The organism is Castellaniella sp., assembly GCF_034675905.1.
In the GTDB taxonomy this organism is placed as follows: domain Bacteria; phylum Pseudomonadota; class Gammaproteobacteria; order Burkholderiales; family Burkholderiaceae_B; genus Castellaniella.
In genome coordinates this window covers 534,635-555,937 of record NZ_JAUCCV010000010.1, presented here as the reverse complement: position 1 = coordinate 555,937, position 21,303 = coordinate 534,635, and the positions used below count along the sequence as shown (strand labels likewise).

Below are 21,303 nucleotides of genomic sequence, written 5' to 3'. Positions count from 1 at the left end.
TCCGGGAAGCCCGAAGGGCCACCAGGAGTGTGTCGCGGAACCACCGGGTGCTGCGCCGGCTGCGCATGCTGAAAAACCACCTATCAAAACCAGCTGCGCATGGCCGCACCGGCTCCGCGGCTCTGCCCAGAAACCTCAGAAACCAAGCATCATGCCTTCTGATACACCTCAGATCCCTGTGCAATGAACTCGGCCGACTTCGCCGCCATTCCCTGTGCTAAAGCGGTCGCTTCGTCCAGCCCCTTGTCCTTCGCATAATCCCGCACGTCCTGCGAAATCTTCATGCTGCAGAACTTCGGGCCGCACATCGAGCAAAAGTGCGCCACCTTCATCGAATCCTTGGGCAGTGTTTCATCGTGGAAGGCGCGGGCCGTATCCGGGTCCAGCCCCAGATTGAACTGGTCTTCCCAGCGGAACTCGAAACGCGCCTTGGACAGCGCATTGTCGCGGATTGCCGCACCGGGATGCCCCTTGGCCAGATCGGCCGCATGCGCAGCGATCTTGTAAGTGATGATCCCGTCCTTCACATCCTTTTTGTTGGGCAGCCCCAGGTGTTCCTTGGGGGTCACATAGCACAGCATCGCCGTGCCGTACCAGCCGATCAGCGCTGCGCCGATGCCTGACGTGATGTGGTCGTAACCGGGGGCAATGTCCGTGGTCAGCGGCCCCAGGGTATAGAACGGCGCCTCGTGGCAATGCTTCAGCTGCAGATCCATGTTCTCGCGGATCATCTGCATCGGCACGTGGCCGGGGCCTTCGATCATGACCTGCACATCGTGCTTCCAGGCGACCTGGGTCAGCTCGCCCAGGGTGCGCAGTTCGGCGAACTGGGCTTCGTCGTTGGCGTCGTAGCCCGAGCCGGGGCGCAGTCCGTCGCCCAGCGAAAAGCTGACGTCATAGGCCTTCATGATGTCGCAGATGTCTTCGAAGCGCTCGTATAGAAAACTTTCCTTGTGGTGCGCCAGGCACCATTTCGCCATGATCGATCCGCCGCGGGAGACGATGCCGGTCATGCGGCTGGCGGTCATGGGCACGAAGGGCAGGCGCACGCCCGCGTGGATGGTGAAATAGTCCACGCCTTGTTCGGCCTGTTCGATCAGCGTGTCGCGGAAGATTTCCCAGTTCAGTTCCTCGGCCACGCCGCCGACTTTTTCCAGCGCCTGGTAGATCGGCACTGTGCCGATGGGCACCGGGGAATTGCGGATGATCCACTCGCGCGTTTCGTGGATGTGCTTGCCGGTGGATAGATCCATGACGGTATCGCCGCCCCAGCGGATCGCCCAGGTCATTTTTTCGACTTCTTCGCTGATGTCGGACCGGATCGCGGAATTGCCGATATTGGCATTGACCTTGACCAGGAAATTGCGCCCGATGGCCATGGGTTCTACTTCGGGGTGGTTGATGTTGGCCGGGATGATGGCGCGGCCTCGGGCGATCTCGTCGCGCACGAACTCCGGTGTGATGGTCTGCGGGATGGCTGCGCCGAAGGATTGCCCCGGATGCTGGCGAGTCAGGCGCTCAGCCAGGCGGGCGCCTTCCGGGCCGCTGCTGCGCAGGCTTTCCACGTAGCGTTCATGCCGCAGGTTTTCGCGGATGGCGACGAACTCCATTTCCGGCGTCACGATGCCGCGTCGCGCATAGTGCATTTGCGTGACGTTGGCGCCTGTGCGGGCGCGGCGTGGGGGGCGGGTGCGCGTAAAGCGCAGGGCATTCAGTTCTGGATCGGTCTGGCGGGCGCGGCCGTATTGGCTGCTCAGGCTGTCCAGTATTTCTGTGTCCTGGCGCTCCAGAATCCAGGGCTGGCGGGGTGTGTCCAGGCCTTGCCGGATATCAATGACGGCATCCGGGTCCGTGTAGGGACCGCTGGTGTCGTAGACGGTCAGGGGAGGGTTGCTTTCCCCGCCGAACAGGGACGGCGTCTCGTCTTGCCGGATTTCCCGGAATGGGACGCGGATGTCCGGCCGAGAACCGGTTTCGTGGATTTTTCGGGAAGCGGGCAGCGGCTGGACAGCGGCGTGGTCGACCGTGGCCTGGGTGGCGGAAAACTGAGGATTGGTATTCAAGAGGAAGCTCCAGGTTCGAAAATTTTCGGAAATGGAGCCGAGTCGGGGAGGAAGGAAAGCGCAGGCCGGAGAGAAAAGATGGGACACCGCGCACGCTCCCAGCATCGGCATTATCCGTACTGGTACGAAGGGTGTTTCTCAACCCGCCGGCATTGCCGTCGAGTACCCCTGCGAGGCATGCAGTATAAGGCGCTGATCGGGCGCCGGCTAGCGCTGATCCTGGAATAATCAGTATTTGGGGGAAGCGATCAAGCTGTCGATCAGCGCGGATACCGTGGTTTCCACCGTCTTGCGATCCTTGGGCTTCAAGGACCAGAACACATGAGGTTCTATGGATGGGAAGGGCCAGGGTGCGGTGTGCTCGTGCATGGTTGCCGCCATGCTGGATGCGGATTCTGCCGTCCCCTCGCCGCGGCTCAGCCAATAGATATCCACACTCAGGGCCTGAGCCAGGTTCAGCAATTTTTTGGGGGATTGGCGGCTGCCGTTTTCGTAGCTGGAAATGGCGCTTTGGGACAGGCCGCAGGCGTGCGCCAGCTGTGCCTGCGAGAGGCCGCGCCTGATCCGGGTGTGTCGCAATCGTTCGCCAAAGGTCTTCACGCCCCCATTGGACTAAAAACGGCGAATACATTGGTGATCATGTTCCATTACTAATGTAATAATTAGCACTGAATGATTGATATCTGGGCGGACCCGCGGCATTCCACGAGAGTTGCCGCTATCCGCGTACTGGTAACAGGGGGATATGGCGTGATGGATGACAAGGTCGTTTGGGTCTTGGCGCCTGCGGACAATGGCTGGATTCAGTGCCTGACTGCCAGCGGCTGCCGGGTGGTCGTGTTTTCTGATGCTGCTGCGCTGCGGGGAATGTTTCTCCGGCCAGGGACCCTGGCGCCGGATGCGCTCGTCCTGCTGGCGGATGTCGCCGTCAATTGCCGTGCGGCACACGCCGTACGGTCAGTCTGGCCTGGATTGATCCTGCTCGCTTGGTATGGGCAGCCGGTTGGCCCGGAACAGGCCGCATTGCTGTCCTCGGGGGTGGATTATGTATTGCGGCCGGAGGATCCGCCTGCCTTGCTGGTATCGGTATTGCTGGCGCTGGATTATCGGCGCGCCCGCTTTGGTCCGGATGTGCAGCCCCGTCCCTTCGTGCCCGTGCATCAGGCAGCTGCGGATTTGTGCATCGGTTCGTGGCGTTTGATGGACCAGGGCTGGGTGCTGGGGTATGGGCATGCAACAGCGCTGCACCTGACGGTCTCGGAACGCGCTGTCCTGCTGTGTCTGTTCGAGGCGCCGGGTCATGTGGCCAGTCATGCGGATCTGATCGCTGCGGTGTTGCAGGTCTGGCAGCCTCGCCAACAGGCCCGTATCCGCGATCCCCGATGCCGCAGCATCATCAGCCGTTTGCGCCAGCGCGCCTGCGACGCCGGCATGCCGATGCCGCCCATTGAATCGCTACGGGATTTTGGCTACGCCTGGGCGTTATGACGGGTGCAACCCACGGATGGCGCCGTGGCTGGGCGCCATCCTGTTCGGACAGTGTCAGCGATAACGCCGGACGTCCAGGTCGTCGCTGCGGATGGCCGTGGATTTGGCGGACACGATATCGGCGATCAGACTGCCGCTGCCGCAGGCCATGGTCCAGCCCAGCGTGCCGTGGCCGGTATTCAGGAACAGATTATCCAGCCGGGTGCGTCCGACGATGGGTGTGCTGTCCGGCGTCTTGGGCCGCAGGCCGGTCCAGAAGTGCACGTCGCCGGGCTTGTAGCAGCCGGGGAACAAGTCATTCAGAACCATTTCCAGCGTACGCTGGCGGCGCGGGTCCAGATGCATGTCGTAGCCCACGACTTCGGCCATGCCGCCCACCCGGATACGCTGGTCGAAGCGGGTCAGAGCGATCTTGTAGGTCTCGTCCAGCAATGTGGATATCGGCGCCCGTTCGGGGTCGGCAATGTCCACGGTGATGGAATAGCCCTTCATCGGGTAGACCGGCATATCCACGATGCCGCGCATCAGCAGCGGGGAATATGATCCTAGCGCCACGACGTAGGCATCGGCCTGCAGCAGGCCTGATGCGCATTGCACGCTGCTGATCCGTCCACCGGCCTGATGCAGGGCCTGGATGGTTTCGCCGTAGCGAAACTGCACGCCCTGGGCTTCGGCCAAGCGGGTCAGCTCGTGGGTGAAGAGTCTGCAATCGCCGGTCTCGTCGTCCGGGGTGCGCAGGCCGCCGACCAGCTTGTGGCGCACCTGGTGCAGGGCGGGTTCGTAATCGACCAGGCGATCGCCATCGATCAGTTCGTAGGCTACGCCCGCATCGCTCAGGGCCTGGACGTCGCGCTGGGCGTCGTCCATCTGTTTCTGCGTGCGAAAGACCTGCAGCGTTCCCTGGGTGCGCCCTTCGAACTGGATGCCGGTATCCGCTTGCAGGGCATGCAGGCACTGACGGCTGTAGGCCGACAGGCGCAGCATGCGGTCTTTGTTGACGGCATAGCGGGCCGGGGTGCAGTTGCGCCACATGTCGAACATCCAGCGCAGCTGGAACAGGCTGCCATCGGGCCGGATGGTCAGCGGTGCGTGCTGGGTGAACAGCCATTTCAGGGCTTTCAGGGGGATGCCAGGCGCAGCCCAAGGCGAGGAATAGCCAAAGGACAGCTGTCCGGCGTTGGCGAAGCTGGTTTCTTCCGCCGTGCCGGATTCCCGGTCGATAACGGTCACATCGTGGCCCTGGCGCGCCAGGTAATAGGCGCTCGTGACACCCACAACGCCGGCCCCTAAAACGAGAACCTTCATGATCGAACCTCGATTAGATTAATTTTTGATGATGATAGGCAATAATCTCAGGTTATTTTTCATGAAAAAATCGATTTTTCATGAATTTCATCGTGTGCCTTCTAGCCAAATCCTGGCGGGTAGGACAAAATGCTGCTTGCGTGAAATGTCGTCGTCGTGACGGCAATTTGACCCCGTTTTATGCCGTTTTTGTCAGTGTGCGCCAGGGCCTGTTGCCGGCGCCGGATACCTGTTTCGCCGGCGGCAGCCGGATGACTTTTTAGGAAGAGACTTCGTGCGAATTCAAAAAGAATCGGTGCATGCGCTCGACAAGATCGACCGCCGCATTCTGGATCTGCTGCAGCAAAACGGCCGCCTGTCCATGACGGAACTGGCCGATGCCGTCGGCCTGACCGTGACGCCGTGTATCGAGCGCGTGCGGCGCCTGGAGCGGGACGGCACCATCACAGGCTACCATGCCCGCGTAGCCCCTGCTGCCCTGGATGCAGGCCTGTTGGTATTCGTGGAAATCAGCATGTCGAGCAAATCGGAACGGACTTTCGAGGAATTCCGCCGCGAGGTGCTATGCGTGCCTCAGGTGCTGGAATGCCATCTGGTGTCGGGTGATTTCGACTATCTGGTCAAGGCGCGCATCAAGGAAATCAGCCAGTATCGCAATTTGCTGGGCAATATTTTGCTGCGCCTGCCCGGCGTCACGCAGACCAAAAGCTGCGTGGTCATGGAAGAGGTCAAGGAAACGTTGTTTATTCCGGCGCAGAAATAGCGCGCGCCCGGATGACCACCAGATTGTCGCGGTGGATCAGTTCCGGGTCGGATAGATGTCCCAGAATATCCGCGATGCGGGCGCTGGGCTGGCGCAGGATGCGGGCCGTATCGGCCGCTGAATAGTTGATCAGGCCGCGGCCGCATTCCACGCCGTGCTCGTCGACGCAGGCCACGACGTCGCCGCGCTCGAAATCGCCTTCCACGTCGGTGACGCCGATGGGCAGCAGGCTGCGGTGTCCCTGGGTCAGGGCCCGCACGGCCCCGGCATCCAGCGTGACGCGGCCACGCAGGCGCAGGTGGTTCACCATCCAGCGCTGGCGGGCGGATCTGACCGGCAACACGGCCTGCAGTTCGGTGCCGATGGCCTCGCCGGATGCCAGACGCTGCAGCACGGCCGGTTCACGCCCGGATGCGATGATGGTGTGGCCGCCGCTATTGGCGGCGCGGCGCGCGGCCAATACCTTGGTCAGCATGCCGCCGGTGCCGATGGCGCTGCCCGATCCCCCTGCCATGGCTTCCAGGGCGGGGTCGCCTGCCTGGCCCTGGTGGATGAATTGCGCATCGGCATGCTTGCGTGGATCGGCGCTGTACAGACCCGCCTGATCAGTCAGGATGATCAGGACGCTGGCCTCGACCAGATTGGTCACCAGCGCGCCCAGTGTGTCGTTGTCGCCCACGCGGATTTCATCGGTGACTACGGTGTCGTTTTCGTTGACGATCGGCACCACGCCCAGATTCAGCAGTGTCACCAGGGTGCTGCGAGCGTTCAGGTAGCGACGCCGGTCGGCTAGGTCCTCGTGGGTCAGCAGGATCTGGGCCGTACGGATGCCGTGGCGGGCAAAGGCGGCTTCGTAGGCCTGGATCAGGCCCATCTGCCCGACGGCTGCCGCTGCCTGCAGTTCGGACATGGCTTTGGGGCGGCGCGGCCAGCCCAGTCGGGCCATGCCTTCGGCGACGGCTCCGCTGGATACCAGAACGACCTGGCGGCCAGCGGCATGCAGGCCGGCGATCTGTTCCGCCCATTGAGCCACGGCCTGCAGATCGATGCCGCGGCCTTCGTTGGTGACCAGGGACGAGCCGACTTTCAGGACCAGCCGATGGGCGTCCCGGGCGACGGAAGAAGAAAGGGCAGGCGTAGACATACAGGCGGCGCGCAGCAACAAAAGGTAGCGGTCAAATGCCCGCCTGACACCGGATCAGTCCATCAGGCGGGTGTTCTGAAGTGTAGCGCAGCGCGATTCAGGATGGCGTCTGGTCCGGGTCTGCGTCGTGTGCGGATCGCTTGCCGCCGGATGGCCGGTAAAACGGGGGTCTTCGTCACGCGCGTAGGCCGCACGCTGCTGTTCGTCCAGCCAGGACTGGATCGCCCCCATGAGCGACGGGGCGCCCGCGCCGGTCAGGGCCGATATGCCGAACACCGGACCGGTCCAGTCCAGTTCGCGGCAGATGCGTTCCTGGATGGCGGCGGGGTCTTCGATCATGTCCATCTTGTTGAGCACCAGCCAGCGCGGCTTGGCCGCTAGTTCCGGGCTGTAGCGTTCCAGTTCGCGCACGATGGCCTGAGCGTCCTGGATGGCCTGGGCGCAGGCATCGATGTCTGGGTCGGGAGAATACACATCCAGCAGATGCAGCAGGACCCGTGTACGGCTGAGGTGGCGCAGGAATTGATGGCCCAGACCAGCGCCTTCAGACGCGCCTTCGATCAAGCCGGGAATGTCGGCGATGACGAAACTGTGCGAAGCGGATGTGCGCACCACGCCCAGATTCGGGTGCAGTGTCGTGAAGGGGTAATCAGCGATCTTGGGCTTGGCGTTCGAGACGCGCGTGATCAATGTAGATTTGCCCGCATTGGGCATGCCCAGCAAACCGACGTCGGCCAGGACTTTCAGTTCCAGCCGCAGGCGGCGCTGCTCGCCTTCGTGCCCAGGGGTGAATTGTCGCGGCGCCCGGTTGATACTGGACTTGAAGTGCAGATTGCCCAGGCCGCCGTGGCCGCCGGCAGCCAGCGTGACCTGATCGTCGTGCTGATTCAGGTCGAACAGCTGTTCGCCCGTATCGGCGTCGTGGATCACGGTACCCACGGGCACGCGCAGGACGATGTCCGGCGCACCCGCCCCATACTGGTCCGATCCCCGACCGTTTTCACCGTTTTTCGCCCGATGCAGGCGGGCATAACGGTAGTCGATCAGGGTGTTGATATTACGGTCGGCGACGGCCAGGATCGAGCCGCCGCGCCCGCCGTCGCCGCCGTCCGGCCCGCCCATCGGGATGAATTTTTCCCGGCGGAAGCTGGCTACGCCGTTGCCGCCTTTACCGGCAACGACTTCGATGGTGGCTTCGTCTACGAATTTCATGATGAATACATTCTAATGAAAAAAAAGACCCTGCCGGAGAGCAGGGCCTTTTCTCGGTTTGATGCGGTGATTAATTGACCGCGTCGACCGAGACGGTTCGCTTGTTCAGCGCACCCTTGATCGAGAACTGCACCGTGCCATCCACCAGGGAGAACAGGGTGTGGTCCTTGCCGATGCCGACGTTCACGCCGGGGTGGAACTGCGTGCCGCGCTGACGGACGATGATGCCGCCAGCCAGGATCGCCTGGCCGCCGTAGACCTTCACGCCCAGTCGTTTTGATTCTGAATCGCGGCCGTTACGAGTTGAGCCGCCGCCTTTTTTGTGTGCCATGAGTGTGCTCCTTGACCGTATCAGGCCGCAACGGCGTCGATGCGGATTTCGGTGTAGTTCTGACGATGCCCTTGGTGCTTCTGGTAGTGCTTGCGACGGCGCATCTTGAAGATTTTGACCTTGTCGTGACGGCCTTGTGCAAGAACGGTGGCTTTGACCGCAGCGCCAGCGACGAAGGGCGTGCCGATTTTCAGCGTTTCGCCTTCGCCGACCGACAACACCTGGTCAAGCGAGATTTCTTGCCCAATGTCAGCCGGTATCTGTTCGATTTTCAGTTTTTGGCCAGCGCAAACACGATACTGTTTGCCGCCGGTTTTTATGACCGCGTACATGGGGATTCCCTGTGAAAAAATGACCGGCAATCAACGGGCGTTTCATCAGAAACGATCCGCCAAATTCAAAATGCCGGGGATGCCAAAAACGGCCCAGCTCTGTTAAAAGCGGGACCAAGCCCGTTATTTTTGCAGAATTCCGTTTGTAAATCAAGAGGATCTGGGCTAACAGGGTATCAGGATCGATAATCGGCGTTGATGCTGACGTATTCGTGCGAAAAATCGCAGGTGTACACCGTGTCGCTGATGTCGCCGCGCCCCAGGGCGACGCGCACCAGGATCTCGGCCTGGGCCATGACGCGCTGGCCGTCTGATTCGCGGTAGTCGGGGTCGCGCCCGCCCTGAGAGGCGACCTGCACATCGCCCAGCCACAGCGTCAGCCTGGAGACATCCAGATCGTCGATGCCGGCATAGCCGATGGCCGCCAGGATGCGGCCCAGATTGGGGTCTGAGGCGTAAAAAGCGGTTTTGACCAGGGGAGAATGCGCAATCGCGTAAGCGACCTTCAGGGCTTCTTCGGTGGTCGCCGCCTGCTCGATGCGGATGGTCATGAATTTCGTGGCGCCTTCGGCGTCGCGCACGATCTTCTGGGCCAGATCCCGGGCGGCATCCGTCAGGGCCTGAGCCAGAGGGGCGTAGCGCGGGTCTTGTGCGGATTCAATCTGCACGCCGCTGGCGCCCGTGGCCAGGATGATGAAGGAATCGTTGGTGGATGTATCGCCGTCGACCGTGATGCGGTTGAAGGACTGGTCGGCGATCTGGCGTGCCAGCGCTTGCAGCAGATCCGGCGCCAGGCCGGCGTCTGTGCCCAGGAACCCCAGCATGGTCGCCATATTGGGGCGGATCATGCCGGCGCCCTTGCTGATGCCGGTGATGGTGACGGCGGCTCCGCCCAGATCCAGGCGCCGGGAATGGATCTTTGGCTGGGTGTCGGTCGTCATGATGCTATGCGCGGCCTCGAACCAGTGCTCAGCCTGCGCATCCGCGATGGCGGCGGGTAGCCCGGCGATCAGGCGGTCCACCGGCAGCGGTTCCAGGATGACGCCGGTAGAAAACGGCAGGATCTGGCCGGCTTGTACGTGCAGCTGGCCCGCCAGCGCAGCGCAGGTGTCATGGGCTGCTTGCAGGCCCGAGGCGCCAGTGCCCGCGTTGGCATTGCCGGTGTTGATCACCAGGGCGCGGATGCCCTGGCCGGCAGCCAGATGGGCCTCGCAGACCTGGACCGGGGCGGCACGGAAGCGGTTGCGCGTGAAGACGCCCGCCACTGCGGCGCCTTCGTCCAGCAGCAGCACGGTCAGGTCGCGGCGCCCGGCCTTGCGGATGCCGGCCTCAGCGGTGCCGATACGGATGCCTGCGACAGGGAAAATGGCGTCGCGCGCCGGAATGTGCAAATTGATAGCCATGGTGATCGTGCGTCTGGATTGTCTGGGGGGCGTAGAGGTCAAAAAGCAAACCCCCATTCTATGACGAATGGGGGTGCTTGGGACCAACGCCCCCGGCTGGGCAAGGTGTCACCCTGAGGCGACACATGCCGGCGGATGCGACGTATTAAACGGCTGGCAGGCGCGCGTAAGTGGTTTGCTTCAGATCGCCCAGCAGATCGAACAGGGCGCCGCGTGCCGCCGGAGCCATGCCGCCTACCAGCGCCTGGATCCAGGATTCGTGCGCGCGCTGCATGCGGCGATGGTGGCGGCGGCCTTTCAGCGTCAGGCGGATCAAGGAACTGCGCCGGTCGCCGTCGTCTTTCATGCGTTCGACCAGGCCGTCTTTTTCCAGCTGGTCGGTGATGCCGGTGATGTTGCCGTTGGTGACCATCATCAGGCGCGAGAGTTCGCTCATTTTCAGGCCCTTTGGGGCGTGGGTGAGCTGCGACATCAGGTCGAAGCGCGGCAGCGTCGTCTGGAATTCGCTGCGCAGGCGGCTGCGCACTTCGTTTTCGATCAGTGTGCAGCAGCTGAGCATGCGCAGCCACAGACGGATGTCGGCGGGTTCCTGCCCGGTGGTGCGGGTTTCCAGGTCGGGGAAGTCCAATGCAACGGCAGGGTGTTGCGTGGCGGCGTAGTTGGTGTAGTCGGTCATGACGCGCCCTTGGGCCGCCGGGCGGCCGTTGTTGTGGATGACAGACTTAGTTTAGGGGTCGAATGCCTGCGCGTCTTTGTTCTGGGTCAAGTAATTTGAAGTTCGTATTAATTCGCCGCCAGCTCTGCAAAGACACGGTCCGCGACGGTCAGTGTTTCCTGGATGACGGCGTCGTCGTGCGTGCTGGACACAAAGCCCGCTTCGAAGGCGGAGGGCGCAAAGTGCACGCCGGCATCCAGCATGCCGTGAAAGAAGCGTTTGAAGGCATCCTGATCGCAGGCGGAGACGTCGGCCAGGCTGGTCGGAATGCTGTCGCGGAAGTAGATGCCGAACAGTCCGCCTTGCCAGTCGCCGCTGAATGGCACGCCGTGGCGGCGGGCGCAGTCGATCAGGCCTTGGATGAGCTTGCCGGTCTGCGCATGCAGCCGTTCGTAAAAACCGGGTTCGGCCAGACGGCGCAGCGTCACCAGCCCTGCCGCGACGGCGACCGGGTTGCCCGACAGGGTGCCGGCCTGGTAGACCGCACCCAGGGGGGCGATGTCGGCCATGATCTCGGTGCGGCCGCCGAAGGCGCCCACCGGCATGCCGCCGCCGATGATCTTCGCCAACGTCGTCAGATCCGGCGTGATGCCGCACAGTCCTTGCATGCCTTGCGGTCCGACGCGCAGCCCGGTCATGACTTCGTCAAAGATCAGCAGGGCGCCGTACCGGCTGCACAGCGTGCGCAGTCCTTCCAGGAAGCCGGGCGCCGGGCGCACCAGATTCATGTTGCCGGCGATGGGTTCGACGATGATGCAGGCGATCTCATCCGGGTATTGTGCAAAGGCGGTCTCGACAGCGACCAGGTCGTTGTAATCCAGCACGAGGGTGTGCTGTACGAATTCCGGGGGGACGCCGGCCGAAGACGGATTGCCGAAGGTCAGCATGCCCGACCCGGCCTTGACCAGCAGGCTGTCCGAATGGCCGTGATAGCAGCCCTCGAACTTGATGATCTTGTGGCGGCCCGTGTGGCCTCGTGCCAGGCGGATGGCGGACATCGTGGCTTCGGTGCCCGAGCTGACCAGACGCACCTGCTCGATGGAAGGGATGCGGTCGATGATGGCTTCCGCGATCTGGATTTCGGCTTCGGTCGGCGCGCCGAAGGACAGACCGCCTTCGGCGGCTGCCTGCACGGCCCGCACCACTTCGGGATCGGCATGACCCAGGATGGCCGGACCCCAGGAGCCGATGTAATCGATGTAGCGGGCGCCTTCGGCGTCCCACAGATAGGGACCTTGCGCCCGCTGGATGAAGGGCGGGGTGCCGCCGACTGAGCGGAAGGCGCGGACGGGGGAATTCACACCGCCGGGGATGGCGCGGCTGGCGCGTTCGAACAGTTCGGTATTGCGGGACATGGATCGGTTCCGATATGAAAGGATCAGGAAAACAGCGCGCTGCAGCGGCGGGCGGCGTCGCGGACGTCGGCAGCTTCGAATAGGGCGCTGATCACGGCAATGCTGTCCGCCCCGGCCTGGATGACGGGGGCGGCGTTGTCGGGGCCGATGCCGCCGATGGCCACGACAGCTGGGTGGGGCGTATGCTGGTCCGCCAAGCGCCGTCCGGCGCGGACATGGTCCAGTGTGGCGCGGACGGCATCCGGTTTGACGGCCGAGGGATACAGCGCACCGAAGGCGATGTAGTCTACCCCGTCTTGCAGGTGCCGGCGCGCCAGTTCGGGCTGGTCGTAGCAGGAACAGCCGATCAGCGCGTCCGGTCCCAATGTCTGGCGGACGAGGGAGATGGCGGCGTCGTCTTTGCCCAGGTGCACGCCGTCGGCGCCCAGGTCGGCGGCCAGCCGCCAGTCGTCGTTGATGATCAGGGGCAGCTGCAGGCGCAGGCAGAGATCGCGCACGGCAGCGGCCTGAGCGCGGCGCTCGCCGGCGGAACCGTGCTTGCGCCGCCATTGCAGCGCCTGCATGCCGCCGGCGTGGGCCTGTTCGATGGCGGCCAGCAGCCGGCCGGTATCGGCCCAGTCGGGCGTGACCCCATACAGGCCGCGAGGAAAGCGTGGGTGGTTCATGTGGCGGCGTGTTGCAGAATGTGCTGGCCCATGCCGGGATGGAATGCGTGTTCAGTCATGGCGGCAGCCGTGGTGATGGCTTGCTGGGCGGCTTCGGCCGGGTCCAGGCCTCGGGCCAGCAGGCAGGTCAGGGCGGTGGCCAGCAGGCTGTCGCTGTCGCTGGCCCGCACCAGCGATGGCGACCAGGGCCAGCGGCGGCTGGCCTGGTCTTGGGCGTGCAGCGACAGGCCGTTCAGGTCCGGGCTCAGGGCCGCGTTGCTGCACAGCACGTAGTCTGCGCCCAGTTCCAGCAGCGCCTGGATGGGATCGTCGGCCCCCGTGGCGGACAGCAGGCCCTGGCTGGCCCATTGTTCCGGCAATGCGGCGTCGACGACGACCATCCGCGCCTGGGGCACCAGCAAGTCCAGCTGTGCGCTGAGCGTGTCTTCGGGGTCCAGATCGTCCAGGTCCTGGACCTGCGGCGGGGCCGTCAGGTGCAGCACCAGGGGCAGGGCGCTGTAGTCGGCGACGATCTGCGCCAGCACCGCGATGGTTTCCGGATCGTATTGCGGTCCGATCTTCAGGGCGCCGATCGCCATGTCTTCCAGCAGGCAGCGGGCCTGATCGTCGATCAGTTCGGGCGATAGTCTTTGGATGGATTCCGTGCCGCTCGTGTCCTGGATATGGATGGCCGTCGCCACCGATCCGGCGTGCAGGCCCAGCCGGGCGCAGATGACCGCATCGATCGGCAGGTTACTGGCGCCGCTCGGGTCGAAAGGGCCGAGAATCAGGGGCAGGGAGAGTGTAGAGACGAGGGGCGAGGCCATGGGTGCAGACGACTGGCCGGCAATGCCGCCGGCGGATTAGGTACTATGGCATCCATTCTAATGGATGCGGCCTGCCGATGACCGGACGGGCCTGTTGCAAGGTTGGGATTGTCATGCGGACCTGGATGTGTCTGATTTGCGGCTGGATCTACGACGAGGCGGCCGGCTTTCCGGAGGACGGCATCGCGCCGGGCACCCGGTGGGAGGATGTGCCGCCGAACTGGGTGTGTCCGGAATGCGGAGCTCGTAAAGAAGACTTCGAATTGATCGAGATCTGATACTCTAGTCGCATGGGCCTGACGGCCGGTTTTCAGGAGACTGCCATGAAGACGGAAACGCATGATTCTGACACCCATTCGCGGATCGATCTGTCCCGGCAGTTCCTGCTGGCCATGCCGGGCATGGTGTCCGGTGAACTGGCCAATACCGTGATCTATGTCTGCGAACACACCGAACATGGGGCGCTGGGCCTGGTGGTGAATCGCCCCACCGATCTGACGATCGGCGATCTGCTGCAGCGCATCGATCTGCCGCTGTCCCTGGAAATCGGCCCGGTCCGTGAATCACCCGTCTTTTTCGGCGGGCCGGTGCAGACCGATAGGGGTTTCGTGCTGCATGTCCCCAGGGGGGAATACAGCTCCAGCATCCCCTTGGGCGAAGACGTGGCGCTGACCACGTCCCGCGACGTGCTGCAGGATGTCGCCGCCGGCCATGGCCCCGCGCATCTGTTGGTGACGCTGGGATATGCAGGGTGGGGCGCGGGCCAACTGGAAGACGAACTGTCCCGTAATGCCTGGCTCAATGTCCTGGCTTCCAACGATATCCTGTTCGGTACGCCGGCCGAGCAGCGCTACGATGCCGCACTGGCCCAGCTGGGTATTCGCTCGTCCATGCTGGCCAGTGATGTCGGCCATGCCTGAAGACGTCCTGCTGGCTTTCGATTTCGGACTGAAGAAAATCGGCGTGGCGTTGGGCAATACGCTGACGGCGCAGGCCCGGCCCTTGTGCATCCTGACGCCAGCCACACGCGAACAGCGCTTCACCCAGGTTCAGGCGCTGCTGGACGAGTGGCAGCCGGATCGGGTGGTGGTCGGCCTGCCTCTGACGCTGGATGGCGAGGAACAGCCCGCTTCGCAGCACAGCCGCCGCTTTGCGCATCAACTGGAAGGGCGCTTTCGCGTACAGGTCGAATTGGTCGACGAGCGCGGATCCAGCCTGGAAGCCCAGCAGATTCTGGGCTCGAACGTCCCGGACGACGCCATGGCGGCAGCCGTCATCCTGCAGCGCTATCTGGATCAGCAGTCGGGCCACGTCGGCGGGGCGAGTGATCTCGCCGGGGTCAGTGTGCGGCGCTAGGCCGCTGCTAGGCAGCCGGCGCCACGCCTTGCGGGCCGGCGGGCAGCAGGTATGATGGGCGGCGTTGCCTGGGCTGGCCGGGCATAAGGATGCCCATGGCGCTATTGCTGTTCCTGTTTCGCTTGATGCTGGTCCTGGCATGGATCCTGCTGGGTCTGCTCACAGAATTGCTGGTGTTCCCTTTATTAAGCCGAACCCGGCGGCGCGCCGTCGTCGGCGGCTGGTCCCGGTGCTTGCTGATCCTGTGCGGCGTGCGGGTGCGCGTCCAGGGCGAACCCATGCTGCAGGGCGCCGTCCTGTGGGCGGCCAATCATGTGTCCTGGGTGGATATCTTTGTCCTCAATCGGGTGCGCACCACGTCTTTCGTCGCCAAAAGCGATATCCGGCGCTGGCCGGTGATCGGCCTGCTGGTCGCCTGGGCGGGCACGCTGTTCATCGACCGCAGGCATCGCCAGGCGGTCCGCGAAGCGGGGCGGCAGATCAGCGCCTGTTTCCAACAGGGTGATGTGGTCGGCCTGTTTCCCGAGGGCACGACGACGGATGGCCAGGATATCCTGGCCTTTCATGCGGGGCTGTTCGAGGCTGCCGTGCAGGACGCCGTCCCTGTGCAGCCCGTGGCTTTGCGGTTTTTACGGCGCGGGTGGCGCGCTCCCGAACTGGCGTTTGTCGGGGACCAGACCTTGGCTGCAAACCTGTGGTTCTTGCTGGGGGCCTGGGACGTGACGGTGGAATGTGAATTCCTGCCGCCGATCGCTCCGGCCGCGCATCTGGATCGCAGTCAGTTGGCGCATCAGGCGCATGCGGCCGTGCGGCGGGCCGTGGCAGGTTCAGGCGCTTAACGGCAATCCGTGCAATCCTGCTGGATCAAGCGATGATCCCGCAGGCGCAGCGCGGTCAGGGATCGCCCCCAGACGCACCCTGTGTCCAGGCAGATGCTGTCGGGCCGGATATTCAGGCCCAGGGCCGACCAGTGGCCGAACACCACCGGCTCGGCCAGGTCGCGGCGCCCCGGCAGGTCAAACCAGGGCTGCAGCTCCGGCCCTGCGTCCGGGCCGCCCTTGTGACGGAAGTCCATGCTGCCGTCGGCGCGGCAGACGCGCATCCGCGTCAAGGCATTGACGATGACCCGCATGCGGGCTTGTCCGCGCAGCGCGTCATCCCATTGCAGGGGTTCTTCGCCGTACAGATCATGGACCGCCTGGGGCCAGTCATCCTGTTGCAGGGCGGATTCGATTTCCTGCGCCAGGGATTGGGCCTGGTCCAGCGTCCAGGCTGGCAGAATGCCGGCGTGGACCATGACGTGGCCGCAGTCGCGCACCATCAACGGGCGATGGCGCAGCCAGGTGATGAGTTCATCCCGGTCGGGTGCATCCAGGATGTCCTGCAAAGTATCGGATTTACCTTGCTTGCGCACACCGGCGACGACTGCCAGCAGGTGCAGGTCATGATTGCCCAGGATCGCACGCGCTTTGGTCCCCAGGCTGCGGATCAGGCGCAGGGCGCCCAGGGAATCCGGCCCCCGGTTGACCAGGTCGCCGGCAAACCAGATTTCCGTATCGGGTCGGGCGAGTTCCGGCTGCGCCAGCAGCGCTCGTAGTGCGCCGGCGCAGCCTTGCACATCGCCGATCACCCAGACATCACGAGCGGAGGTCATGCGGATGTCTGTTCCAGGCGCCGTTGTCGCCACCACAGCGCCAGAGGATGGCGGTGTTCCATGGCCAGCAGGGTGACCAATGCCAGGCCCAGGCCCAGCAGGCTGGGCACTAACGCAGTGGCCCAGGGCGGCCAGTCCCCCAGCATGCCGGCGTTCAGCGCCAGCTGGTTCAGCATGAAAAATCCTACGCCCAGGATGATGCCCAGAAAGACCTTGGGGCCGACCCCGCCGCGCCGGGTCTGCATGAAACCGATCGGTGCGGCAATGGTCATCATGACCAGCAAGGTAAAGGGATAGGCGACTTTGCGCCACAGGGCGACTTCCTGGCGGTCGGTCTGCAGATGATTGCTGCGCAGGTACTGGATATAGTCCAGCAGGTCGGAAATCGCCATGCGTTCCGGCGTCAGAATGCGGGCGATCAGGCGTTCGGGGCTGAGAGACGTGGGGATGCTGCGACGGTCCAGGTGCAGGACCTCTGTCACCGGGGATTTGGGGATGCGGGCATCGGCCAGCGCACTGGTCGGCTGGGGAAGGATCCGGGTTTCCGTCAGGTCCTGCAGCGTCAACCGGCCTTGTTCGAATTGGCCGGTCTTGGCCTGGACATAGGCCTTGAGCGTATCGTCCGGCTGGAATTCGTACAGGACGATGCCCTGCACCTGACCCTGGCCGTCCAGCTGGTGGATATTGATGATGCGCGTCCCGCCGTCCGCGTCGCTTTCCTTGAACCAATAGCCGCTGGACAGGCGCCCGCCATCGGTGCGCCCCATCAGCGACAGCCGGGATTCGCTGCCGCGCAATTCGGCGGCCGGCGTGATGTATTCCGACAGGATGTAGGCCCCCAGGACCAGGGGGATGGTGATCAGCCACAGGGTGGTCAGCAGTTTCAGGCCGCTGACGCCGGAAGCCCGCAAAATGGTCAGTTCATTGCGCTGAGCCAATCCGGCCAGCGCCAGCACGGCGCCGATCAGCAGCCCGATCGGCAGCAGTTCATACAGGTGGTTGGGCAGGTCGAGCGCCTGCAGATAGAATAAATTCAGCAGCGACAGCCGATCACCGACCTTGTCCAGCCCTTCGATCAGGGCAAAGAACATGAACAGCCCCACGAGCGCCACCAGCACGACAGCCGTCGAGCGGTAGATTTCGCGGGCGAGATAGTGTCGGGCCGTGCGCATGGGTCAGACTGCAGGAAAAACCTCAATAGTACTCTGATCCGTTTGCTGGCCGGATCAGGGAAGCGCGACCTGCGGCATGCGGGCGCGGATCGTCGCGGCGCGGGATCGCAGATATCCCGTGGCGCCGTGTGCGTCGTAGTACGCGGGGTTGGGCAGCATGGTCGCCAGTTGGGCAGCCTGGGTGCTCGACAGCCTGGCTGCATCGGTTTTGAAGTAATGGCGGGCGGCGGCCTGAGCGCCGAAAGTGGCTGTGCCCCATTGGGCGATGTTCAGATAGAGTTCCAGGATGCGGCGCTTGCTCATGACGCCTTCGATCATGTAGGTCAGGATCAACTCCTGTCCTTTGCGCAGGTAGTTGCGCGAGTTCGACAGAAACAGGTTTTTCGCCAGCTGCTGAGTGATCGTCGAGCCGCCGCGCCGGCGGCTGCGGCCCAGAGATTCCTGGCGCTGGTTGTAGCGCCAGGCTTTGCGGATGGCGTCCCATTCCACGCCGTCGTGGTCCATGAATCCGGAATCCTCGGATGCGATCACGGCGCGTTTCAGATTCGCGCTGATGTTGTCATAGGGCACCCATTGATGCACCAGCCGGGCGTCGGGCTGGTGCGTTCGCAGCGTATTGAGCGTGTCCTGCATGACTGGCGTGTTCGATGGGTTGCGGAAATTGAACCAGACCACCATGCCCAATAGGCCGATCTGATACAGAAAGCCGGCGCATAGGGCCGCCAGGATGACCGCGACGATCAGGCGGCGCAGATTCATGGGGATTCCGTGTCCAGGCCCGCGCGGGTGAAATGCCAGGTCCGCGTGATGGCCAGGATGTCGGTGCGTGCTGCCAGTTGAGGGGGCAGGGGGGGGAAGGGAGTCGCCAATTCGACGATGCGCCGTGCCGCGCTGTTCAGGATGGCCTGGTTGGATGGGCGGTCGAACGTCAGATGGTCCAGTTGTCCGTCGCGGCGGATGTAGACGGTCAGCTGCAGATCGCCGTAGATGCGTCCACGGGCTTGGGGCGGGTAGTGCTGCGTGCCGATCAGTTCGATGCGCTGGCGCCAGGCTTCGACATATTGGGCGTAATCGGCCGCCTGAGTGGATGGCGCTACGAAGGTCTGCCGGGGCAGGGCGTTGTAGCGTTCGATCTGGGCCTTCAGCGCAGCGATCCGGGCGCTGAGCACCAGACTGTCCTGCTGGCGCTCGTCGTCGCCGGGTTCCGCGCTTTGGCCCAGCAGTTGCTGGGCCGGTGTGGCCTCGGGGACCTTGTCAGAGGATTCCAGTTGCGTCAGCAGGCGGCGTTGCTCGGCTTCGAGTTCCGCCTGGCGCCGGCGCAGCGCTTCCAGCACGACCTCGTCGGCATTGCCGTCGCTGGTGCGCGGCAAGGGAGACGAGGCCATGCCCTGCGGCTGTTCGCCGCCCCCGTCCAGGTTTTGTTGGGCCAGCGCCTGGGGCTGCAGCGGCGCCTGATCGCTGCGGCTATTGACCAGGGTGATTTCCAACGGGGATTCGCGTGTCGTGTCAGGCGGGGCATAGGCCTGCCAGGTCAGCAGCAGCGCGTGCGCGCAGCCGGACAAGAGCAGGGCCAGCGCCATCCGGCTGCGGCCTTCGCGGCGGGGTTCCAGCAACTGCAGCGGCAGCGGGTTCTCCGGCTGTGTCATGTCGTTAGAGCGCTTCGCGCAGGCGGCACTCGATTTCCAGTCCTAGTTCATCGTAGCCCAGAATGTCCAGGACGATTTCCTGGCCGCGATCAAAGACGGGCAGGCCGTTGATGCGGGTGACCAGCGGTGCGCAGGCCAGGCGTACCAGATTTTCGCGCAATACATGGGCGCGAACTTCTTTCAGGCCCTGTTGCTGCAGCCAGCGCAGGCACCAATAGCGTTCCAGGGATGACTGGAAATCGCCCCATAGCGTGTATTGCGAATCGAAGGCGCCGATCAGCGCGTATAGGTCCGCATCCTTGGGTTTGAAGGGGGCGACCAGACGGGCGGACACCCCATGTTCAGCGGCGGCCAGGATCTGTCCCTGATTGATCAGGTCCACATAGCGGCGCAGCGGCGAGGTGGACCAGATGTATTGCGGCACCGCGATGGAGTCATGCGGCAGGGCCTGGGTGGACATGCGCGTGCGCCCCATCTGCTGCGAGCGGTAGATGCCGGGCACGCCGTGGCGGGCCAGCAGGGCGCCCCACTGCGTGTTGGTCAGAATCATATATTCCGCCACCAGACGCTCCAGCGGGGCGTTGCGCTGTCGGGGAATCAGGCGGATGGTGGAGTCCGGTGCGTCGGCCGGGCCGTCGATTTCGAAACTGTATTCAATCCGGTCATTATTTTCGGGCTTGCCGCGCACCTGATCGCGGGCGGCGCTCAGGTGCAGCGCGAATTGCCATAGGGGGCGCAGCCAATGGCCGTAGGGAATGTCAGCGTCGGGATCGGCCAGGGCGTCAGCCGTGATGGTGTCGCTCAGCTTGTCGTGGCGCAGGTTGGCGGTGACCCGGATGCGTTCCAGGCGGGTATCGGTCTCCAGGATTTCGCCGTCTTGCCGCCGCGCCGTCACATACAGCGACAGGGCCGGGCGCCATTGGCCTTCGTCCAGGGAAAAGGCAGTGATCAATTCATGCGGCAGCATGGGGATCTTGTCACCCGGCATGTAGACCGTGGACATGCGGCTGCGGGCCATGTCGTCAAAGGCGCTGCCGCGTGGGATGGCCAGGGCGGGCACGGCGATGTGGATGCCGACCCGGATGGTCTCGGCATCCGGCTGCGTGACGGACAAGGCGTCGTCGATTTCCGTGGTGCTGGAATCGTCTACCGAATAGGCCTCGACCTCGGCTTGCGGCAGGTCGGCGCCCCAGGGCTCGACGGCCACGGGCGGCCATTCGGTCCCTTTGGGAAAATGCGTGGTCAGGAAACGCTGGCGCATCATGGCCAAGGGGTTGGGCCAGACGCGCAAGGACAACAGCAGTTTTTCCGGGCTGATGCCCAGTTGCTGCACAGCCGCGTCAAAGGCTTTCCATTCCTGCGAATTTTTGTCCGGTTGGTCCAGGAACGTGTGCGCGACCGCCTGCAGGGCGTCGGGCAGCTGGCCCGCGATCAAGGCGTCGGTCCACTGCTGCTGCTGTTCGGCTTGCAGGCGTTTTTTCTCGATGGCCGCCAGGGCAGCCTGCAGGATGTCGGGCGGCGCAGGGCGAAAGGTGCCGCGTCCGCGGCGGTGAAAATAGGCGGGTGCGGCCGACAGCGCCAGGATCAGTGCGGTTTTTTCCACGGCGTTCGGTGCGTGGCCGAAATAGTCTTCCGCCAGCGCGGCGGCCTCGAATTCCTGTTGCGGGGCGAATTCCCACAGAAAGGCTGGTTCCAGCGTGGCGGACAGGGTTTCCGCGCTGGGCAGCAGCGTGTCGGGGGCAGGCTGATCAAAGGTGAACAGCACATTGTTGCGCTTGATCTTGCTGCGTTTGCCGGAAGCGGATTCCACCTGCAGCGAGGTGTCGGCTTCGGAGAAAATCGTTTCGGCCTTGAGCTTGCCGGCGTCTTCGTAGAGAACGTGCATAAAGAATA

Annotated in this window: 24 protein-coding genes and 1 riboswitch; of the genes, 7 read left to right on the top strand and 17 right to left on the bottom strand. The window is 63.8% G+C overall.

All coding sequences use genetic code 11. The annotated features are described in order from the left end of the window. Positions 1-149 precede the first annotated feature (149 nt). The gene (gene thiC / locus VDP79_RS12805) at positions 150-2,063 is read right to left on the bottom strand and encodes a phosphomethylpyrimidine synthase ThiC (protein ID WP_323018567.1); all 1,914 of its coding nucleotides are present in this window, start codon (positions 2,061-2,063) and stop codon (positions 150-152) included. 79 nt (positions 2,064-2,142) lie between these two features. Then, positions 2,143-2,243: riboswitch (TPP riboswitch) on the bottom strand. 48 nt (positions 2,244-2,291) lie between these two features. Then, a complete protein-coding gene (locus VDP79_RS12800; protein WP_323018566.1) occupies positions 2,292-2,663 on the bottom strand; it encodes a helix-turn-helix domain-containing protein in 372 nt (123 codons plus the stop codon). Positions 2,664-2,816: 153 nt separating this feature from the next. Here VDP79_RS12800 and VDP79_RS12795 point away from each other — a divergent pair, with 153 nt between their 5' ends. Beyond that, on the top strand, positions 2,817-3,551 hold the full coding sequence (locus VDP79_RS12795; RefSeq protein WP_323018565.1) for a hypothetical protein: 735 nt from the start codon (positions 2,817-2,819) through the stop codon (positions 3,549-3,551). 54 nt (positions 3,552-3,605) lie between these two features. Here VDP79_RS12795 and VDP79_RS12790 read toward each other — a convergent pair whose 3' ends face one another. Then, positions 3,606-4,856, bottom strand: coding sequence for a D-amino acid dehydrogenase (locus VDP79_RS12790; RefSeq protein WP_323018564.1), 1,251 nt, complete (start codon positions 4,854-4,856; stop codon positions 3,606-3,608). Positions 4,857-4,936: 80 nt separating this feature from the next. On the opposite strand from VDP79_RS12790, the gene VDP79_RS12785 reads away from it, so the two are divergent. Then, on the top strand, positions 4,937-5,119 hold the full coding sequence (locus VDP79_RS12785) for a hypothetical protein (protein WP_323018563.1): 183 nt from the start codon (positions 4,937-4,939) through the stop codon (positions 5,117-5,119). A gap of 11 nt (positions 5,120-5,130) precedes the next feature. Next, positions 5,131-5,619: an Lrp/AsnC ligand binding domain-containing protein gene (locus VDP79_RS12780; protein ID WP_323018562.1), complete on the top strand. Its 489-nt coding sequence runs from the start codon at positions 5,131-5,133 to the stop codon at positions 5,617-5,619. Here the strand turns inward: VDP79_RS12780 and proB are convergent. The 9 genes from proB to VDP79_RS12735 form a co-directional block, all read right to left on the bottom strand. Then, the gene (proB, locus tag VDP79_RS12775) at positions 5,600-6,763 is read right to left on the bottom strand and encodes a glutamate 5-kinase (RefSeq protein ID WP_323018561.1); all 1,164 of its coding nucleotides are present in this window, start codon (positions 6,761-6,763) and stop codon (positions 5,600-5,602) included. The two genes, VDP79_RS12780 and proB, sit on opposite strands and share 20 nt — an antisense overlap. Positions 6,764-6,817: 54 nt before the next feature. Beyond that, on the bottom strand, positions 6,818-7,975 hold the full coding sequence (gene obgE / locus VDP79_RS12770) for a GTPase ObgE (protein WP_323018560.1): 1,158 nt from the start codon (positions 7,973-7,975) through the stop codon (positions 6,818-6,820). 70 nt (positions 7,976-8,045) lie between these two features. Continuing rightward, entirely contained in the window at positions 8,046-8,306 is a 261-nt protein-coding gene (rpmA, locus tag VDP79_RS12765; RefSeq protein WP_323018559.1) for a 50S ribosomal protein L27, read from the bottom strand. Between the two features lie 20 nt (positions 8,307-8,326). Continuing rightward, positions 8,327-8,638 carry a 50S ribosomal protein L21 gene (gene rplU / locus VDP79_RS12760; RefSeq protein WP_323018955.1) on the bottom strand — a complete coding sequence of 104 codons (312 nt, stop codon included), beginning with the start codon at positions 8,636-8,638 and terminating at the stop codon, positions 8,327-8,329. A 176-nt stretch (positions 8,639-8,814) separates the two neighbouring features. After that, positions 8,815-10,041 carry a bifunctional glutamate N-acetyltransferase/amino-acid acetyltransferase ArgJ gene (argJ, locus tag VDP79_RS12755; protein ID WP_323018558.1) on the bottom strand — a complete coding sequence of 409 codons (1,227 nt, stop codon included), beginning with the start codon at positions 10,039-10,041 and terminating at the stop codon, positions 8,815-8,817. A gap of 145 nt (positions 10,042-10,186) precedes the next feature. After that, positions 10,187-10,717 (bottom strand): MarR family transcriptional regulator, encoded by a 531-nt coding sequence (locus VDP79_RS12750; protein WP_323018557.1) that lies wholly within the window; start codon positions 10,715-10,717, stop codon positions 10,187-10,189. A 107-nt stretch (positions 10,718-10,824) separates the two neighbouring features. Further along, a complete protein-coding gene (gene hemL, locus VDP79_RS12745; protein ID WP_323018556.1) occupies positions 10,825-12,111 on the bottom strand; it encodes a glutamate-1-semialdehyde 2,1-aminomutase in 1,287 nt (428 codons plus the stop codon). A gap of 23 nt (positions 12,112-12,134) precedes the next feature. Further along, entirely contained in the window at positions 12,135-12,776 is a 642-nt protein-coding gene (gene thiE, locus VDP79_RS12740) for a thiamine phosphate synthase (protein ID WP_323018555.1), read from the bottom strand. After that, on the bottom strand, positions 12,773-13,582 hold the full coding sequence (locus VDP79_RS12735) for a bifunctional hydroxymethylpyrimidine kinase/phosphomethylpyrimidine kinase (RefSeq protein ID WP_323018554.1): 810 nt from the start codon (positions 13,580-13,582) through the stop codon (positions 12,773-12,775). The genes thiE and VDP79_RS12735 overlap by 4 nt, the downstream gene beginning before the upstream one ends. A 113-nt stretch (positions 13,583-13,695) precedes the next feature. Here VDP79_RS12735 and VDP79_RS12730 point away from each other — a divergent pair, with 113 nt between their 5' ends. From VDP79_RS12730 to VDP79_RS12715, 4 genes are all read left to right on the top strand, one after another. After that, positions 13,696-13,860, top strand: a complete 165-nt coding sequence (locus VDP79_RS12730) for a rubredoxin (protein WP_043685094.1) — start codon at positions 13,696-13,698, stop codon at positions 13,858-13,860. A 45-nt stretch (positions 13,861-13,905) separates the two neighbouring features. Beyond that, positions 13,906-14,502: a YqgE/AlgH family protein gene (locus tag VDP79_RS12725; RefSeq protein ID WP_323018553.1), complete on the top strand. Its 597-nt coding sequence runs from the start codon at positions 13,906-13,908 to the stop codon at positions 14,500-14,502. Next, entirely contained in the window at positions 14,495-14,938 is a 444-nt protein-coding gene (gene ruvX, locus VDP79_RS12720) for a Holliday junction resolvase RuvX (protein ID WP_323018552.1), read from the top strand. Before VDP79_RS12725 ends, ruvX begins: the two co-directional genes overlap by 8 nt. Positions 14,939-15,033: 95 nt before the next feature. Beyond that, positions 15,034-15,777, top strand: coding sequence for a lysophospholipid acyltransferase family protein (locus tag VDP79_RS12715; RefSeq protein ID WP_323018551.1), 744 nt, complete (start codon positions 15,034-15,036; stop codon positions 15,775-15,777). On the opposite strand, the gene VDP79_RS12710 is transcribed toward VDP79_RS12715, so the two are convergent. Genes VDP79_RS12710 through VDP79_RS12690 form a run of 5 tightly spaced genes read right to left on the bottom strand, consistent with a single transcriptional unit; the run spans position 15,774 to position 21,295 of the window. After that, entirely contained in the window at positions 15,774-16,592 is an 819-nt protein-coding gene (locus tag VDP79_RS12710; protein WP_323018550.1) for a symmetrical bis(5'-nucleosyl)-tetraphosphatase, read from the bottom strand. The two genes, VDP79_RS12715 and VDP79_RS12710, sit on opposite strands and share 4 nt — an antisense overlap. Next, positions 16,589-17,764 (bottom strand): LPS export ABC transporter permease LptG, encoded by a 1,176-nt coding sequence (gene lptG / locus VDP79_RS12705; protein ID WP_323018549.1) that lies wholly within the window; start codon positions 17,762-17,764, stop codon positions 16,589-16,591. The genes VDP79_RS12710 and lptG overlap by 4 nt, the downstream gene beginning before the upstream one ends. Before the next feature lie 54 nt (positions 17,765-17,818). Further along, positions 17,819-18,523, bottom strand: coding sequence for a monofunctional biosynthetic peptidoglycan transglycosylase (gene mtgA / locus VDP79_RS12700; protein ID WP_323018548.1), 705 nt, complete (start codon positions 18,521-18,523; stop codon positions 17,819-17,821). Beyond that, on the bottom strand, positions 18,520-19,410 hold the full coding sequence (locus VDP79_RS12695) for a TonB family protein (RefSeq protein WP_323018547.1): 891 nt from the start codon (positions 19,408-19,410) through the stop codon (positions 18,520-18,522). Before VDP79_RS12695 ends, mtgA begins: the two co-directional genes overlap by 4 nt. A 4-nt stretch (positions 19,411-19,414) precedes the next feature. Continuing rightward, positions 19,415-21,295 carry a ribonuclease catalytic domain-containing protein gene (locus VDP79_RS12690; RefSeq protein ID WP_323018546.1) on the bottom strand — a complete coding sequence of 627 codons (1,881 nt, stop codon included), beginning with the start codon at positions 21,293-21,295 and terminating at the stop codon, positions 19,415-19,417. Positions 21,296-21,303 lie beyond the last annotated feature (8 nt).